Source organism: Psychroserpens sp. SPM9, from assembly GCF_025153525.1.
In the GTDB taxonomy this organism is placed as follows: domain Bacteria; phylum Bacteroidota; class Bacteroidia; order Flavobacteriales; family Flavobacteriaceae; genus Psychroserpens.
This window is the reverse complement of the sequence record NZ_JANZNR010000002.1, coordinates 102,001-119,789: the sequence shown is the minus strand read 5'-3', so window position 1 is coordinate 119,789 and position 17,789 is coordinate 102,001. Positions and strand designations below refer to the sequence as shown.

Below are 17,789 nucleotides of genomic sequence, written 5' to 3'. Positions count from 1 at the left end.
CTTCTTAATGCGCCTCCAACCAATTATCACCAATATCCAAATCGACATCTAAAGGCACCTCTAATTTGTATGCATTTTCCATTTCGGTTTTGATAAGGGTTTTCATGGTCTCGAGTTCGGGTTTGTAGATGTCAAATACCAATTCATCATGGACTTGCAACAGCATTTTTGATTTATAATCGCCTGCCTGGAGCTGTTTATGAATATTAATCATCGCAATTTTGATGATATCGGCAGCGCTTCCCTGTATAGGTGCATTCACGGCATTTCGTTCAGCAGCTCCACGAACCACAGCATTACGAGAATTAATGTCTTTTAAATAACGACGCCTGCCTAAAACGGTTTGTACATATCCATGGTCTCGCGCAAAATCAACCTGCTCATGAATATAACTACGTAGCTTCGGATAGGTTTCATAATAGGTGTCAATCAACTCTTTAGATTCACTACGCGATAAATTGGTTTGATTACTTAAGCCAAAAGCAGACACCCCATAAATGATTCCGAAGTTGACGGTTTTGGCATTGCTTCGTTGCTCGCGAGTGACTTCAGAAATAGGCACGTTAAATACTTTAGAAGCCGTCGATGCGTGAATGTCTTCTCCATTTTTAAAGGCTTCAATCATGGTTTCTTCCTGACTTAAGGCTGCGATGATTCGGAGTTCAATCTGTGAATAATCGGCAGCGAGTAAGGTGTACTCATCGTTTCTCGGCACAAAGGCTTTTCGAACCTGACGACCACGTTCGGTACGTATCGGAATGTTTTGTAAATTCGGATTATTACTACTCAGTCGTCCCGTTGCAGCCACCGTTTGCATATAATCGGTATGTACGCGTCCTGTGTGTGCTTCAACCTGTAAAGGCAAGGCATCGACATAGGTGCTTTTTAATTTTGACAAGCCTCTGTAGTCTAAAATTTGCTGAATGATTGCATGCTCTTTTGCCAAATAACTCAGTACGTCTTCTGCTGTTGAATATTGTCCGGTTTTGGTTTTTTTAGGCTTATCGACCAGTTTTAATTTTTCAAATAAAATAACACCCAATTGCTTTGGTGAGGCGATATTAAATTCTTCACCAGCAGCTTCATAAATACTTTTTTCAAGGTTGGCAATATCTGTATTGAGTTGTTCTGATAACGAATGCAGAAAATCCTGATCCAGATTGATACCTTCCAGTTCCATCGTCGCTAAGACGCGAAGCAACGGAATTTCAATTTCGTCAAACAATTTTTGGGTATTGGCTTCGCCGAGTTCTTTTTCGAAATGCTCTTTTAACTGAAGCGTAATATCGGCATCTTCAACGGCATATTCGGTTTGTTTTTCTAAAGGAACCTCACGCATCGACAGTTGGTTTTTACCTTTTTTTCCTAAGAGTTCGGTAATTGAAATCGGTGTGTAATTGAGGTAAGTTTCAGAAAGCACATCCATATTATGTCGCATATCTGGATTGATGAGGTAATGCGCTAACATGGTGTCAAAGAGTTTGCCTTTGACTTCGATATTATATTTAGCGAGGACTTTAATATCATACTTTAAATTCTGACCAATTTTTTCGATGGTTTCATTTTCAAAAAACGGTCGCAGGACTTCTATGAGTTCTTGCGCAGCTTCTTTATCCTCCGGAAATGGAACATAAAAGCCTTTTCCGGCTTCCCATGAAAAGGCGATACCAACGAGTTCAGCTGTGAGCGGATTAAGCCCTGTAGTTTCGGTATCAAAACACACCGATGTTTGATTCATCAGGTTATTGACAAACAATTTGGTCGCCATTCCTGGTGCGATACTCTGGTAAAAATGAGCCGTGTTTTCAGCCGTTTTACGAGTGTATTCTGAAGCGGTATCAGGAGTCGCCGAAGCATCACCACCAAACAATGAAAATTGTCCAGCACCAGCCGATTGTTGTTCTTTTGGAGTCGCTTTAGGCTTGGTTTCAGTTTGAGAGCTTGTCGTGGTTGCAGCATCAGGAACTTCTGTAGCAAATGTTTTTAAGAAATTATCGGTCAGTCGTCTAAATTCTAAATCGGTAAAAATTTGCTTGACCTTTTCAACATCAGGATGATCGAGTTCAAAATCTTTCGCATTAAATGTCACAGGAACATCCAGCATAATGGTTGCCAGTTTTTTTGAAAGTAAACCAAGTTCGCCATTGGCTTCAACTTTTTCTTTCATTTTTCCTTTAAGCTGGTCGGTATTGGCTAATAAGCCTTCCATACTTCCAAATTGAGCGATGAATTTTTTAGCCGTTTTTTCACCAACACCTGGAAGTCCCGGAATATTATCACTTGAGTCGCCCATCATGCCTAAAAAATCAATGACTTGCATGGGATCGGTTACTTCAAATTTCTTCTGTACTTCAGGAATGCCCCAAGTTTCGTAGCCACCACCAAAAACAGGTCTGTACATAAAAATGTTTTCGGTAACGAGTTGCGCAAAATCTTTATCGGGAGTAACCATATAGATTTTATAGCCTTCTTTTTCGGCTTGACGCGACAAGGTGCCAATCACATCATCGGCTTCGTAACCTTCCTTGACCATGATTGGAATGTGCATGGCTTTAAGAATTTCACAGATATACGGAATTGCAGTTTTAATGCCTTCGGGAGTTTCATCACGATTGGCTTTGTAGGCTTCAAACATTTCGACGCGGTCTGCGCTTCCACCTTTATCAAAACAAACGGCTAAATGATCTGGGCGCTCACGTTTGATGACGTCGAGTAAGGAGTTCATAAAGCCCATAATGGCTGAAGTATCTTCACCTTTGGAATTGATTCTCGGGTTTTTTATAAAAGCGTAATACCCACGGAAAATAAGGGCGTAGGCATCGACAAGAAATAAGCGTTTTTGATCTGACATCGGATTGATTTTTGAAGTTTATAAAGCTACAAAAACTTATGCGTTTATAGGGAATAAATTGAACTACAATTTGTAATTTTCCGAAGTAAAAAAAGGAGTGCATGAAAAAGTTTTCGATAGCCATTCATGGTGGTGCAGGTACATTGGTAAAAGGCATGATGACCCAAGAATTAGAAGCTCAATATAAAAACGATTTAAAAGCGGCTTTAGATGCAGGTTATGCGATTTTAAATGATGGCAGAGCGGCTTTAGACGCTGTTGAAGTTGCCGTCAAGGTTTTAGAAGATTCGCCTTTATTTAATGCAGGCAAAGGATCGGTGTTTACAGCAACCGAATCCCACGAAATGGATGCGAGTATTATGGATGGAAAGACTTTAAATGCTGGTGCTGTGAGTTTAATTACCGGAATTAAAAATCCGGTGAGTCTAGCACGTGATGTCATGGAACAAAGCGACCATGTGTTTTTAGCAGGCGAAGGCGCAATGAAATTTGCTAAAGAGCTAAATTATACGCTCGAAGACGCTGCTTATTTTTATGATGAATTTCGTCACAAACAATGGCTGGAGATAAAAGATACCGATCAGTTTCAGCTGGATCACTCAACAAAAAAAGATTCTAAATTTGGTACTGTTGGTGCTGTGGCTTGTGATCAAAACGGAAACATTGCTGCAGCGACATCTACAGGCGGCATGACTAATAAAAAATGGGGGCGCGTCGGTGATAGTCCGATGATTGGTTCCGGAAATTATGCCAATAACAAGACTTGTGCGATTTCATGTACTGGAAGCGGTGAATTTTTTATTAGAGGCGTTGTGGCTTATGATGTGGCTTGCCTTATGGAACATAAAAACATGAGTTTGCAAGATGCTTCCGAAGAAGTCATAAATAAACGAATTCTTGAAATTGGTGGAGATGGCGGATTGATTGCTGTTGACGCCAAAGGTAATATCGCTATGCCTTTTAATACCGAAGGCATGTATCGTGCGAGTAAAACGTCTGAAGGAGAAGAAACTATTTCTATTTATAAATAAATCATGACTGTTAAGCATCTAGGACATACAGATTTTAATACGATAATGACGTGTTTTCTATCTGCGTTTGAAAACTATTTTGTCACAATGCCTACAGATTATAATTATTATAAGAAGCGTTGGGAAGCAGCTAAAGTTAACTTCAATTGGTCTTATGGAATGTTTGATGGTGATACATTAGTTGGTTTTATAATTCATGCCATTGATGATCGTCATGGAGAACGAGTTGCGTTTAATACAGGAACAGGTGTCATTCCAGAATACAGAGGACAAAAAATTGTAAAGTTTATTTACGAATATGCTATTGCAGATTTAAAACGTCATGGAATTACCAAAAGTGTTCTTGAAGTTATTACCGAAAACGAAAAAGCAGTTAAGGCTTATCAAGGTGTCGGATTTAATATTTGTAAAACGTTTAAATGTTTTGCAGGGGATTTATCAACAGATGAAACTCAGATAATTGTCAAGAAAGTACCTTTTTTTGAGATTGACTGGGACCATATTCCAAATCAAGACACCTACTCATGGGATTTTCATTCTAGGTGTTTAGAACATGGGAATTCTGATTATTATTACGTGTATCATGAAGATAAAATAGAATCATTTTTTGCAATTAACACAGAGAATGGAACTATTAACCAACTGGAAGTTCTAATAAATCAAAACGAAAATTGGAAGCGATTATTTCAGGCTATTCAATCCATTGCAAAACAAGTCAGGATTATTAATGTTGATGACAGACTTGAAGAAAAACTTCGCGCTATCGAAGCTGTAGGTTTATCAAATACGGTCAATCAATATGAAATGGAATTGTATTTATAACACTATCTAAACCTCTGTTTTTCTAAACCACTTCACAGGGAGAAAATACAAAATGACACTCCAGATAAAGATCATATTGAACACAAATAAGATGGTTCTATGATTATACAACACAATGTACATCGCCATATCAATGGCTATCATAAGCATGAAAAAGTTAGGCGTATATAAAAGCATATCTTTTAAAGCCTCGTGATTGTAAAGTGTTTTGTCTTTCGTCTTAAGGCTAAGCCAATGTGGACTTTCAGAAGTTATTGGATCCCAGACTTGCTTTTTATCTCGATCTAAAAAAGTAAAGAACTGTTTTAATTTTTTTAAGGAGTGTTCTTTGTAGTTAATAAGTAATTGTTCTTTCGGAATGCTTAAAAACGCCAATAACACAATGGCTAAAGATTCAATAAAATGACCAAATCTAAACGAGGTCAATGTAAACAAAGAGGTATGGAAAATGATGATGAACCAAACCGTTAAATTCCTTGTTTTTTTAAATAGGATTAACACAGCAATTGCAAACTCAGTAAACATAGCGATATAAGACAAAAGCTTCGCAAAGACTAGTTTTGGCAATAATTCTGAAACATATAAATATACAGGATTCGCTCTTGCTGTTCCTAACCAGGTGTCCATAAAGGCTCCAGACCACCAATCGGGTTCCAGAAACTTATTAATAGATGCTCCAAAATAGACTAAACTTAATTGAAATATAAGCAAGTAAGGTGGTTCTTTATCGCTCGATAATCCGCCTAAAATTAAAGCGCATCCGCAGATAAAAGCATGATTAAAAAACAGCGGTTTTGAAGCTAAAATGCTTAAAATAACGACTAAACCTGTGAGGATGCTGGAGGTTCGGACTTTAATATTAAACAGAACACCAAAGGCTCCAACGACATATAAAGTTCTTAAGACATATTTGAAGACATTAGGGTAATCATTAAAATTATCTAAAGCTGGAATAAACGGAATAAACGGATCGTTTATTTTGAAAAAAAAATGATGTACACTAAGCAGAATCACGGTAAGCTTACACATCAATAAGATGTTGGGTAGCATCTTGGTGCCTTCAAACTGAAATGGTCGTACTATAAAAGAGATAAAGCTGTTCATTAGTTATATATCCATTCTTTTTCTTGGTGACCATTGGTAGAATATTTCACAATAACCTTAGCATTATCAGCCTTACCATAAGTGTCTTCATATTGAGAAATTAATGAGAAAATATTGTCAATAGAACGTTGTTCCCAACCTTTCATTTTGTATTGGTATCGCGCTTCGGCTTCTTGTTGAGTTAAGGTTATCCCATCAATGGTTACAAAGGTTTCAAATAGCGTATGACTATCATAAGGTGCCCAGCAAAAAAAACGTTCGGGTGTGAAACGTGCATACACAATTCCGCCCACTTGAAGTAGAAGAAAAAGAATTCCGAAGTAAAACCTAATTTTCATAAGCCTTAAATCTAGAATAATTAATGAGTTAAATCAAAAAAATTAGATGAAAGGAGCCTCAATAGGAAGAACTTCCACTTTTTTCTTTTTAATGTTAAAGCGATCACCATTAGATAAGATATGCGTTCTTAAATTGGTTAAAGACATTGGTGTGCCTTCTTTTAAGATTTTATGATTATTGTGCTTGATTTTTCTGCCATCAAAAACGATAACCATTCCCGAACCTATAACTTCAAAACAACCATTTTTTATAATGAGTCCGGTATCTTCAGCCAAACCAAGACCCACTAACTTAGGATGTTGAGCTACGGCTTCAGTCACTCTGCCAAAACGACCACGTTTTATAAAATGCGTATCGATAATTAAACTCGGAATCAAGCCTAATCCTTTATACATATGAACAGCCCCTTTTATAAACGCTTCAGAAGCACTTCCACCAGCAATCATTTGCTTAGTCATAGCCATGGCACCAGCACTGGTACCAGCTATTACAAACCCTGTTTCATTGGTATAGCGTTCTAATAAAATAGAATGTATGGTAGAATCGCCAATTTTATTGGTAATCTTAGATTGGTTACCACCCGAAAACATGATGCAATCTGCCGATTTTATAAGATCAATTGATTCTTGTTTTTCAGCATCTTTTTTACTTCTAATATCTAATACCGTAACATCTGTACAGCCTAGAGTTTTAAAGGCGGTCAAGTAGTTTTCTCCAACTTCCTTCGGAATACTTGAAGCCGTAGGAATCACAACAATTTTTGAATTAATACCTCCAGCTTCTTTAACAACATGATATAAAATACCTTCGTCAATAAATTCTAGAGTGTACATCTCATTGTCTTCAATCCCTTTATCTTCGTTTCCTCCAATAGGAATAAGTGTTCCTTTAATCTTCTGCATAAAATCTATCCTATAGTTTGAATATTGGGCAAAAATAAACTAATTTTTCTATTGAAAAATGTTATATTTATAATCTTTCACTTAAAAAATCAACCTATGGATATACGCAGTATCAATGCAATGAGAGGACCAAATTATTGGTCTATTAGACGTCACAAATTAATCGTCATGGTTTTAGATCTTCAGGAGATGGAAGAACGACCATCAGATAAAGTAGAAGGTTTTTACGATCGTCTAAAAGCGATGTTCCCCGGAATGTATGAGCATCGTTGCTCTGTGGGATCTCCTGGTGGGTTTTTTCAGCGTGTGGAAGAAGGGACCTGGATGGGACATATCATTGAGCATATTGCATTAGAAATCCAAACCTTAGCTGGGATGGATGTTGGCTTCGGAAGAACCAGAGGGTATGGTGAAGTAGGGGTTTATAATGTCGTTTTTGCTTATATGGAAGAATCGGTTGGTCGCTATGCAGCCAAAGCAGCCGTTAGAATTTGTGAAGCTTTAATTTCTGGTGAAGACTATGATTTATCTGAAGATATTCAGGAAATGCGCGAATTACGTGAAGCCGATCGCTTAGGGCCAAGTACAGGTTCTATAGTAGAAGAAGCTGAATCGAGAGGCATTCCGTGGATTCGATTAAATAAATACTCATTGTGTCAATTGGGATATGGTGCTAATCAAAAGCGAATTCAGGCAACAGTCACCAGTGAAACAAGTAGTATTGGTGTAGAATTGGCTTGTGATAAAGAAGATACAAAATACTTACTGGAACAAGCCGAAGTTGAAGTGCCTAAAGGTGATATCATTCGTCGTGAACGTAGCTTAGAAGAAGCCTGCCGCTATGTTGGTTACCCTCTAGTTATTAAGCCCATTGATGGTAATCATGGTCGTGGGATTACTGTCGATATTCAAAATTATGAAGATGCGCTTCAAGCCTTTCATCATGCTAAAGAAAGTTCTAAAAGCGGAGCGATTATCGTTGAAAAGTTTATTAAAGGTGAAGATTATAGATTATTAGTCATAAATAACAAATTAGTGGCTGGAGCTATTCGTACGCCTGCTCATGTTATAGGTGACGGAACATCTACGGTACAAGAGCTCATAGATAAAGTTAATAGTGATCCGAGACGAGGTTTTGGGCATGAAAATGTGCTCACGCAAATCTCTGTTAACGAACTGACCAAAACCATTATTAAAGATGCAGGTTATACCTTAGAATCTGTAATTGCCGAAGGCGAACGCCTAGTTTTAAAAGATACGGCAAATCTAAGTACAGGCGGAACTGCCGAAGATATCACAGATATTATTCATCCAGCAAATGTGAGTATGGCTGAGCGGATTTCTAAAATTATAGATCTGGATATCTGCGGAATTGATATCATGACCACCGACATTTCTAAACCATTATCGGAAACAGGTGGTGCTGTTCTTGAAGTTAATGCTGGTCCAGGGTTTAGAATGCATCTAGCACCAACAACAGGCTTACCTCGTAATGTAGCTGCTCCTGTAATTGATAAATTGTTTCCTCAAAAAGGAGATACAGGTCGTATTCCTATTATTGCTACTTCTGGAACTAACGGAAAAACTACAACCACGCGTCTTATTGCGCATATCGCCAAGATGAAAGGCTATCGTGTGGGCTATACCACGAGTGATGGTGTCTATATACAAAACAGATTACTCATGACAGGCGATTGTACTGGTCCGTCGAGTGCCGAGTTTGTACTTAAAGATCCAACCGTGAATTTTGCTGTTTTAGAATGTGCACGAGGCGGTTTATTACGTGCCGGATTAGGATTTAAAAAGTGTGATGTAGCTGTTGTTACCAATGTTGCTGCCGATCATTTAGGCTTAAAAGGAATTCATACCATAGAGCAACTAGCTAAAGTTAAGGCCGTTGTGCCCGAAACCGTACTGCCTGATGGCTATGCCATATTAAATGCCGATGATGATTTGGTATACGATATGCGACGTAATGTCGAATGTAATATTGCCTTATTTTCGATGGATGAAAATAACCCTAGAATTAAAGCTTTACAACGTCTTAATGGGATTACAGCAGTGTATGAAAATGGTTATGTAACCATTTGTAGAGGCGAATGGAAAATGCGTCTGATGAAGGCTGAAGATATTCCGTTGACTTATGGCGGCAAAGCGAAGTTCATGATTCAAAATGTACTAGGTGCTGTGCTTGCAGCTCATGTGCAAGGGATTAGTATCGAAGATATGAAAGCGGCTTTAGAAACCTTTATTCCTTCGGCTTCACAAACCCCAGGACGCTTAAATCTATTTAAGTTTAATGACTTTAGCATCTTATTAGATTATGCGCATAATCCAGCAGGAATGAGAGCCCTTCAAAAGTTTACCGACGAATTAGATGCCACTGTAAAAGTGGGAATTATTGCAGGAATTGGTGATAGACGTGTTGAAGATAATAACGAAATGGGATCGATTGCTGCCGAAATGTTTGACGAAATTATTATTCGCCAGGATAAACGCTTACGCGGAAAAACCGAAGAAGAGTTGATTAAAATGCTCAATGATGGGATTCAAATGAAAGATCCTAATAAGAAAACAACCATTATCCCTTCAGAAAAAGAAGCCATAACCCATGCTGTGAAAAATGCAGTGAAAGGCTCTCTGATTATTTTGTGTAGTGATGTGATTCCTGACGCTTTAGATCTGGTAAAGCAATTTAAAGAACAGGAAGCTAATGGCACATTGACATTTTCATAAAGGCATGAGTTCTAAACATAAAAAAATCCGAAACGCAAGTTTCGGATTTTTTTATGTTTTATATGTTTTGATTAACAAAGCTTAATAGTTTTTACTTTAATCTGTAAACTTTTTCTATAGGCTTTAATGCTAATAATTTCAGAAGTTTTCTTTCTGTTTATTTTTAATAGTTGCGCTTTAGCAGCAGAACTTGATGTTGTCTCTTTTTTAATTTCTGGAGTTTCTTCCTTATTTACAATAACAGTTTCTACAGTATCGTTATTTTTGATATCTACATTAGTTTCCTGTCCCATTGAAAGGAAAGGTAATAATGTAAAGGCTAATATGGTTAATACTTTTTTCATAATTGTTATTGTGGTATTTTGTTTTAAACTCAGTTCAAAGAAACGCAACATTCGAGGCGATAATGAATATATTAGATAAAGCGGGCGATTTTTAGTTAAGATGAAAACGACCGCAAAAAACATCGATGAAATGCACAAAAACGGCTTACAGCCCAATAAAAACGTTACGGATTAAATGACAGATTATTCAGATAACAGGTATTTTAAACTTTTCGAGAAGCAAAAAGCAAATCAATTTGCTGTAGGTAGAACGCATTATAAAGAGCGCCTTAAAAAATTAAAGGCGTTACAATTTGCTTTGGAAAAAACCTATAAACAAGAGTTACGGGATGCACTCTATGCCGATTTTAAAAAGCCACAGTTAGAAACAGACCTTACCGAAATTTATCCAGTTGTCGATGAAATTAATTTTGTAGCCTCTAATTTAAAGTCCTGGTTAAAACGACAAAAAGTAGATACACCTTTGGCTTTATTAGGAAGTTCATCGTGGATTAAAAATGAGCCAAAAGGGGTTTGCCTCATTATATCTCCATGGAATTTCCCTGTAAACCTTACTTTCGGACCATTAGTATCGGCTATTGCTGCAGGAAACACGGTTATTTTAAAACCAAGTGAGATGACACCTCACACATCTAAAGTAATGCAGGCTATAGTAAGTGATTTGTTTAATGATAACGAAGTCGCTCTTTTAGAAGGCGACGTTGAGGTCTCTCAAGAACTTTTAAAACTCCCATTTAATCATATCTTTTTCACCGGGTCGCCACAGGTAGGCAAAATTGTGATGAAAGCCGCTTCCGAGCATTTAACGTCGGTGACTCTGGAGCTAGGCGGAAAGTCGCCAGTCATTATTGACGATACTTCAAATTTAGATAAAGCGGTTAAGAAAATTATCTTCGGAAAGTTTCTCAATGCAGGTCAAACTTGTATTGCTCCCGATTATGTGTTTATTAACGACAGTATTAAAGCTGAATTTATCCAAACTTTTAAAACAACTCTGAAAGCCTTTTATTCTGAAAATCCTTCCGAATCTGATTCTTTGGGAAGAATTGTGAATCAGAAACATTTTGAACGATTGAAATCCTACTTAGACGATGCTTCCTCAAGAAATGCAAGCATTGAAGTTGGCGGAGTTTCAGATGAAAAAGATAATTATATAGAACCCACTTTAGTGTTTGAAGTTTCCGAAGACAGTGAATTGATGCAAAATGAAATTTTCGGACCCATACTTCCGGTAAAAACTTATAAAGTGATTGATGAGGTCATAGATTATATCAATTCAAAAGAAAAACCGCTGGCACTTTATATTTTCAGTAAAAATAAAAAACGTACAACACAGATTATTAATAATACCAGAGCAGGAAGCACTTGTATCAATCATAATTTATTGCAGTTTCTCAACCATAATTTACCGTTTGGAGGTTCTAATAATAGTGGTATTGGAAAATCGCATGGCTATTTTGGCTTTTTAGAATTTTCTAATCAGCGTTCGGTTTTAAAACAGCATACACTAGGCGCAGTGGATTTATTAATGCCTCCATATTCTAGTTTCAAACAGAAGTTAGTGGATTTAACGATTAAGTGGTTTTAAGCTTTATTAAAAAAATCAGACTGTATCTGCTCATTCACACCATCTTGAAACTTGGTCATACTAAACCATTGGTGGATAGCGTAACTACCCGTTTCTCCATTTTTATTGACTGCGATATAACCCACTTGAAAATCCTTAAAATTGCTGTTAGGTTTGTTGACGATTCTGCTAATGGCTTCTTCACAGGCTTCTTGTGGCGATTTACCTTGTCGCATCAACTCTACGACTAAAAAACTACCAACAGTTTTTACCACTTCTTCGCCTAAACCAGTTGCCACACAAGCGCCAATTTCATTGTCTACAAATAAACCCGAACCAATAATAGGCGAATCTCCAACGCGACCTCCCATTTTATAGGCCAGCCCACTTGTGGTACAGGCTCCAGAAATGTCCCCATTTTTATCGATGGCGAGCATCCCGATGGTGTCATGATTTTCGATATTGATAATAGGTTTGTATTTGGCTTCTACTTTCCATTTTTCCCAAGCCTCTTTTGAAGCGTCTGTCAACAAATCTTCGGGTTGAAATCCTTCAGAAATAGCAAACTGTTTGGCGCCTTCTCCTGCGAGCATCACGTGAGGAGTGTCTTCCATCACTTTTCTGGCTACTGAAACCGCATGTGTAATATTTTGCAGATAGACCACAGAGCCACAATTGCCATGTTTATCCATAATACAAGCATCGAGTGTCACGTTTCCGTCGCGATCGGGCAAGCCACCTTTACCAACCGATTGCCCTTTCTCATTAGCTTCTTCAACCATGCAGCCTTGCTCGACAGCATCAAGAGCATTTCCTCCAGCTTGTAACACTTCCATCGCTTTTGCGGTAGCATCCATGACGTGCCAGGTTGCAATAACCAATGGTAATGAAGCTTTAGTGTTGTTATTTGTTGCAGAGGTATCTACCGACTTTTTTTCTTCCGAAGTTGTTTCAGCACAAGCTACAAGTGTCGTTCCAACAGCAAGTCCGACTCCAGTTAAAGAGGCATTTTTTAAAAAATTTCTACGTTTCATGAGTTTGTGTTTTATGCGGTTACATATTTAGTGGTGAAATCAATAAGTGACCTCTTGTTTGTCTAATACCGCTTTGGTTCTAAAAGCATAAAATAATAAATATCCAAAGCAAGCTACAGCAATCCAATATGAAGATTGAATATTAAATACATCAGCTAATTTGCCTTGTACAGGAGGAATAATAGCACCACCTAAAATCATCATAATTAAAAAAGCAGAACCTTGAGAGGTGTATTTTCCTAAGCCTGCAATACTTAATGTAAAAATACATGGCCACATAATTGAACAAAATAATCCACCTGATAAAAATGCAAATAAGGCGACATTTCCTGAAGAGAATAAACCAATCAACATGGCTAAAACCCCTAATAAACTGAAGATTTTAAGTGTTTGAACCGGATTGTCTTTTGCTAAGAAAAAACCACCAATTTGAACGGCTATACATATTGCAAAAAAGAGAATCTCATCAGATGTAAAACTGTATTTAATAGAGTTCGCTAAAATAATGACTCCAAATGCAACATAAGGTACAATAATGAGCAGTGCTTTTTTCAAACCTTTGCTCGGATTGAAAACCGTAATGGCTCCAACCCAACGACCAATCATGAGTCCGCCCCAATACAAAGAAATATAAGAGCCCAGTTGAGAATCGTTTAGAACGGGTAATCCGATAGCATTTAATCCAGTATCATTAATGCTTTGTTTTAGGAGTTCTCCAAGATTACTTCCAATGGTAACCTCGACACCTACATAGGTGAAAATGGCGAGCATTCCTAAGACAAGCTGTGGGTATTTCATGGCGCCCCAACCTTCAGGTTTTTTAGAAGCGCTGGTGTAGGCGGTAAATACGGCAGCAACTACAGCAAAAAGAGCTACAAATAGAATAATAAGTCGTGTTTGTTCTATAGCTTCAGTCGTTGTTGCATCTCCAGAATAAGTACTAAAAATATAACCAAAACAGCTAATGATTATCAAGGTTAATACAATTAATAATAGAGCCGCTTTGTTAGCGGGTTCAAAGGGCTTGTCAGATTTTAGCGAAGGTAACTTTTTTGAAAAGTGAAATAACGCTGCTGCCACTAAGAATAAGGCGCCTACGCCCAAATATAAGCCTTGTACAGTTACTAAAGTGATTTCATTATTAGTAATCATTTGAGCTAATTCATCAGTACTCCATGAGGCCGAGCCAAATATAACCAAGCTTACTACAACGGGACCAATAGTCGTTCCAAATGAATTAATACCACCAGCTAAATTAAGCCTGTGCGATCCTGTTTTTGGATCCCCAAGTGCTATGGCAAATGGGTTAGCAGCTGTTTGCTGTAATGAAAATCCTAATCCAACAATAAACAAAGCAATGAGTACAAAATAGAATACAGCTGTTTGACCTTGCTCTGCACCAGACGTAGCAGGATACATTACAAAAGCACCTATAGCTGATAACAGAAGACCGTATACAATCCCATTTTTGTAGCCCCAATTGTTTAGTATGTCTTTTTTGATGACAGTAGACATTAAAAACAGAAAAAGTGCCCCAAGATAATACGCACCATAAAATGCAAAATCTACCAATTGTGATTGAAACTGGTCAATGTTAAAGTAGGTTTTACAAAAAGGAATAAAGACACCATTAGATGCTGCAATAAACCCCCAGAAAAAGAAAACTGTGACGAGAGTTGTTAAAGCTGATTTGTTGTTTTGATTAGTCATTTTAATTGTTGTTAGTTAATTTCTAGTTCCTGCCCAAAATGTAATCTATAGCCATTACAATCTAGGATAGCAAATTCTCGCATGCCATATTCAACATTTTCTAAGGGATAGCAAATGTCTACTTTATCTTTAAGTATTTGCCAAACGACATCTACATCATCTACATAAATGTATAATCCACCTGTAAAAACAGTTTCCGGGAATTTATCCTTATGAAAACGCGATGAAAACATGATGTTGATCTCATCTTTTTGAACAAATGCCCAATCATTTGATTCTCTACTAATACATTCGAAGTCAAGATGTGTTTTATAAAACGCAATGGTTTCATCCATATTTTTAACTTCTAATGTCGGTACTAATGCGTTAAAAGCCATAATTATTTAATTGATATTTCGTCAGCAAAAATCCAGCTTCGTCCATCATGAGGATACCCTAAATGCCATTCTGGTAATTCGCCCATTTTTTTTGCGACGATTTTTATAAACTGAAATTTTTTAGAAGGTTGTTTAAAGTACACTTTTTTAATTTCTATATCTTCTGATCGTTTAGCAGTATCAATTATTTTTTTACTGTCAATTGGTTCAAAATTCACACCATCTACAGAGCCAAAGCATTCGACTTGAGTCGGATAAAAAATCCAAGCACCTTGGTCTTGTAAAAAGTTGATGAACACCATATTTACTGACTTCAAACGCCCCAAATCGACTGTGGCGATCAAATCTTCATCATGATAACCTTGCCATGTACCAGTTCTAAAATCTTGAGTTCCTAAAATGCCATCAATTAAGGCATCATTACCTCCAGCATTATATTGATTGGCATATGCTGTCTCGAGTTCTATAGAAAGGTTTGGATCGATTTTATAGAATTTAGTTTCAATCGTTGCACTTTTCGTATTGTTTTTTTCTGAATACACTTGCAATGTCGTTGGCTTAGAAATTTTAAATGCATTTTCATAGCTTATGAAATCCTCACCATTCAAGCTGTAATAAATAGAAGCCTCTTCATCGATGCATTGTAAAACCACTTCCGTTTCGCCTTTAAAAGCCACATCTCCTTGCGCTATAAAAGGCGCAGAAACAATGAGATGCTCATTGATTTCTGTTTTTGGATATTGATGTTCAAGGCTTCCCCAAACAGCAGGATTGTCATTCATATGAAATTCTAGAGTGCCACCATTCACAAGTTCCTCATGTGTGAGATAACTTCGGTCTAATTTTTCACCATTGAGATATACATATTCGATGTATTTATTGGTTGCACTCAAGTTATGAGCTTGTATGGTAAATTGCTTGCCGTTTTCTAAATTAATGGTGGCTTTATCAAATAAAGGTGTACCTATGATATATTGATTCGAACCAGGCGTTACGGGATAAAATCCCATAGAAGAAAACACATACCAAGCACTCATTTGTCCGCAGTCTTCATTGCCCGAAATTCCATCAGGTTCATTAGTGTACAATTCGGTCAGAATCTGGTATACTTTCTCTTGAGTTTTATGTGGTTTTCCAACGAAGTTATAGAGGTAAGCCATATGGTGACTTGGTTCATTTCCGTGAGCATATTGTCCAATTAACCCTGTAATATCGGCTTGGTTTCGGCCAGAAGTCTGAGCTTCAGCTGTGAATAGTTTGTCGAGCTGATTTTCGAGTTTGTCTTTTCCGCCTAAAGCCTTCATAAAACCAGAAATATCTTGAGGGACATAAAAACTGTATTGCCAGGAGTTGGCTTCAGTATAGTTGAAATTTACTTCATAAGGATCAAAAGGTGAAAACCAGGTGTTTCTAAAGCGTCCACGCATAAATTTGCTTTCTGGGTCATAGATGTTTTTATAGTATTGTGCTCTTTCGGTATAGGTTTTATAATCATCTGTTTTTCCCATAGCTTTTGCCATTTGAGCAATCGTCCAATCATCATAAGCATATTCGAGCGTTTTAGAAACCGATTCACTTTCTTCTTCGACAGGAATAAACCCAAATGTTTTGTAAGACTTGAGTCCGAGTTGATCTCTAGTCGCCGAATGCTTCATCGCTTCAAAGGCCTTATCAGTATCATAATTTCTAATCCCTTTTAAATAGGCATCAGAAATTACCGGAACCGCATGATAACCAATCATACAACCTGTATAATTGGCACTTAAATCCCAAATAGGCATAATGCCGCCTTCATCATACTTTGCTAAAAATGTATTGATAAAATCGTTTGTTCTGTCTTGCTCAATAATGGTGTAAAGCGGATGAGTAGCACGATAGGTATCCCAAAGAGAGAAAACGGTATAGTACTCAAAGGCATTAGCTTCATGGATTTTTAAATCCATACCACGATAGCGTCCATCAACATCCTGATAGAGATTAGGCGCCAACATGCTGTGGTACAAAGCGGTGTAAAAATTGGTTTTATAATCGGTATTAGCAGACTCGATTATAATTTTATCTAATTGTATTTCCCAGGCATCTTGAGCTTCCTTTTTAATTTGATCAAATGATTTTTTATCAAGTTCTGATTTAAGATTGTTGGAGGCTCCAGCTTCGTCAACTGCCGAAATAGCAACTTTGACATACACAGTTTCGTTAGTAGCATTGTCAAACTCTATAGCCGCTTTTTTACTCTGGTATTTGTAGTTTTTAGAGACAGCAGTTCCGTTTTCTTCATAAGTAATGGCTTTTATAGGTTTTGAAAATTGGAGCGTGTAGAATAAGCGCTGATCGGTTGCCCAAGCTTTTGAATGTCTGTATCCAGTAATCGTTGAATCGTTAATTTTCTGAATTTTATAATCTAACAACTGGTCTCGATGTTCTAAATCGAGAATGATAAACTGTTTGCTTTCAGGAGGGAATTCGTATTTATGGATACCACTACGTTTAGAAACGGTTAATTCTACGTCGATATTTGTAGAGTCCAAATGTACTTTATAGTAGCCTGGTTGCGCAATCTCATTGTCATGAGAAAAATGTGCACGATAGCCTGATTTGCCATCGCTTCCGTTGTTAAAATTAACAGTATTTGTAGGCATTAAAAGAATATCGCCATAATCACTAACACCTGTTCCGCTAAGGTGAGTATGCGAAAATCCGTAGATAAATTCGTCACTATAATGGTAACCAGAGCAACCATCCCAGCCGTCTAATCGCGTATCAGGACTCAGTTGCATCATTCCAAACGGCATTGTAGCACCAGGATAGGTATGACCATGACCACCAGTTCCTATAAAAGGGTTGACGTAATTGATTAGTGGTTGGTCTTTTTTTGCAATTTCTATTGGTGATTCTGTTTTGCAACTTATTAGAAATAAAGTTGTTAAAGCAAAATAAAATATGGATTTCATAGAAGGCTGTTATAAATCGAA

At 37.3% G+C, this 17,789-nt stretch carries 13 protein-coding genes; 4 read left to right on the top strand and 9 right to left on the bottom strand.

Translation table 11 applies throughout. The features are described from left to right. Nucleotides 1-4 precede the first annotated feature (4 nt). The gene (gene polA / locus N4270_RS04390) at nt 5-2,851 is read right to left on the bottom strand and encodes a DNA polymerase I (RefSeq protein WP_260095702.1); all 2,847 of its coding nucleotides are present in this window, start codon (nt 2,849-2,851) and stop codon (nt 5-7) included. A 101-nt stretch (nt 2,852-2,952) separates the two neighbouring features. Between polA and N4270_RS04385 the strand changes: the two genes are divergently transcribed. After that, nucleotides 2,953-3,882 carry an isoaspartyl peptidase/L-asparaginase family protein gene (locus tag N4270_RS04385; protein ID WP_260095701.1) on the top strand — a complete coding sequence of 310 codons (930 nt, stop codon included), beginning with the start codon at nt 2,953-2,955 and terminating at the stop codon, nt 3,880-3,882. A 3-nt stretch (nt 3,883-3,885) separates the two neighbouring features. Continuing rightward, on the top strand, nt 3,886-4,704 hold the full coding sequence (locus tag N4270_RS04380) for a GNAT family N-acetyltransferase (RefSeq protein WP_260095699.1): 819 nt from the start codon (nt 3,886-3,888) through the stop codon (nt 4,702-4,704). Between the two features lie 6 nt (nt 4,705-4,710). Here the strand turns inward: N4270_RS04380 and N4270_RS04375 are convergent, their stop codons facing one another. The 3 genes from N4270_RS04375 to N4270_RS04365 are packed head-to-tail and all read right to left on the bottom strand — an operon-like array spanning nt 4,711 to nt 7,049. Next, a complete protein-coding gene (locus N4270_RS04375; RefSeq protein ID WP_260095697.1) occupies nt 4,711-5,808 on the bottom strand; it encodes an HTTM domain-containing protein in 1,098 nt (365 codons plus the stop codon). Then, a complete protein-coding gene (locus N4270_RS04370; RefSeq protein ID WP_260095695.1) occupies nt 5,808-6,146 on the bottom strand; it encodes a hypothetical protein in 339 nt (112 codons plus the stop codon). Before N4270_RS04370 ends, N4270_RS04375 begins: the two co-directional genes overlap by 1 nt. Nucleotides 6,147-6,188: 42 nt before the next feature. After that, on the bottom strand, nt 6,189-7,049 hold the full coding sequence (locus N4270_RS04365) for a cyanophycinase (RefSeq protein ID WP_260095693.1): 861 nt from the start codon (nt 7,047-7,049) through the stop codon (nt 6,189-6,191). 96 nt (nt 7,050-7,145) lie between these two features. Here N4270_RS04365 and cphA point away from each other — a divergent pair, with 96 nt between their 5' ends. Beyond that, nucleotides 7,146-9,785, top strand: coding sequence for a cyanophycin synthetase (gene cphA / locus N4270_RS04360; protein WP_260095691.1), 2,640 nt, complete (start codon nt 7,146-7,148; stop codon nt 9,783-9,785). Nucleotides 9,786-9,856: 71 nt separating this feature from the next. On the opposite strand, the gene N4270_RS04355 is transcribed toward cphA, so the two are convergent. After that, a complete protein-coding gene (locus N4270_RS04355; RefSeq protein WP_260095689.1) occupies nt 9,857-10,129 on the bottom strand; it encodes a hypothetical protein in 273 nt (90 codons plus the stop codon). A gap of 175 nt (nt 10,130-10,304) precedes the next feature. On the opposite strand from N4270_RS04355, the gene N4270_RS04350 reads away from it, so the two are divergent. Continuing rightward, the gene (locus N4270_RS04350; protein ID WP_260095687.1) at nt 10,305-11,717 is read left to right on the top strand and encodes an aldehyde dehydrogenase family protein; all 1,413 of its coding nucleotides are present in this window, start codon (nt 10,305-10,307) and stop codon (nt 11,715-11,717) included. On the opposite strand, the gene N4270_RS04345 is transcribed toward N4270_RS04350, so the two are convergent. The 4 genes from N4270_RS04345 to N4270_RS04330 are packed head-to-tail and all read right to left on the bottom strand — an operon-like array spanning nt 11,714 to nt 17,768. Further along, nucleotides 11,714-12,730, bottom strand: coding sequence for a N(4)-(beta-N-acetylglucosaminyl)-L-asparaginase (locus N4270_RS04345; RefSeq protein WP_260095685.1), 1,017 nt, complete (start codon nt 12,728-12,730; stop codon nt 11,714-11,716). The two genes, N4270_RS04350 and N4270_RS04345, sit on opposite strands and share 4 nt — an antisense overlap. Nucleotides 12,731-12,769: 39 nt before the next feature. After that, complete coding sequence (locus tag N4270_RS04340) at nt 12,770-14,440, bottom strand: MFS transporter (RefSeq protein ID WP_260095683.1); 1,671 nt, start codon at nt 14,438-14,440, stop codon at nt 12,770-12,772. Nucleotides 14,441-14,451: 11 nt separating this feature from the next. Further along, complete coding sequence (locus tag N4270_RS04335; protein WP_260095681.1) at nt 14,452-14,817, bottom strand: VOC family protein; 366 nt, start codon at nt 14,815-14,817, stop codon at nt 14,452-14,454. A 2-nt stretch (nt 14,818-14,819) separates the two neighbouring features. Then, nucleotides 14,820-17,768, bottom strand: coding sequence for a GH92 family glycosyl hydrolase (locus tag N4270_RS04330; RefSeq protein ID WP_260095680.1), 2,949 nt, complete (start codon nt 17,766-17,768; stop codon nt 14,820-14,822). Nucleotides 17,769-17,789: the final 21 nt, after the last annotated feature.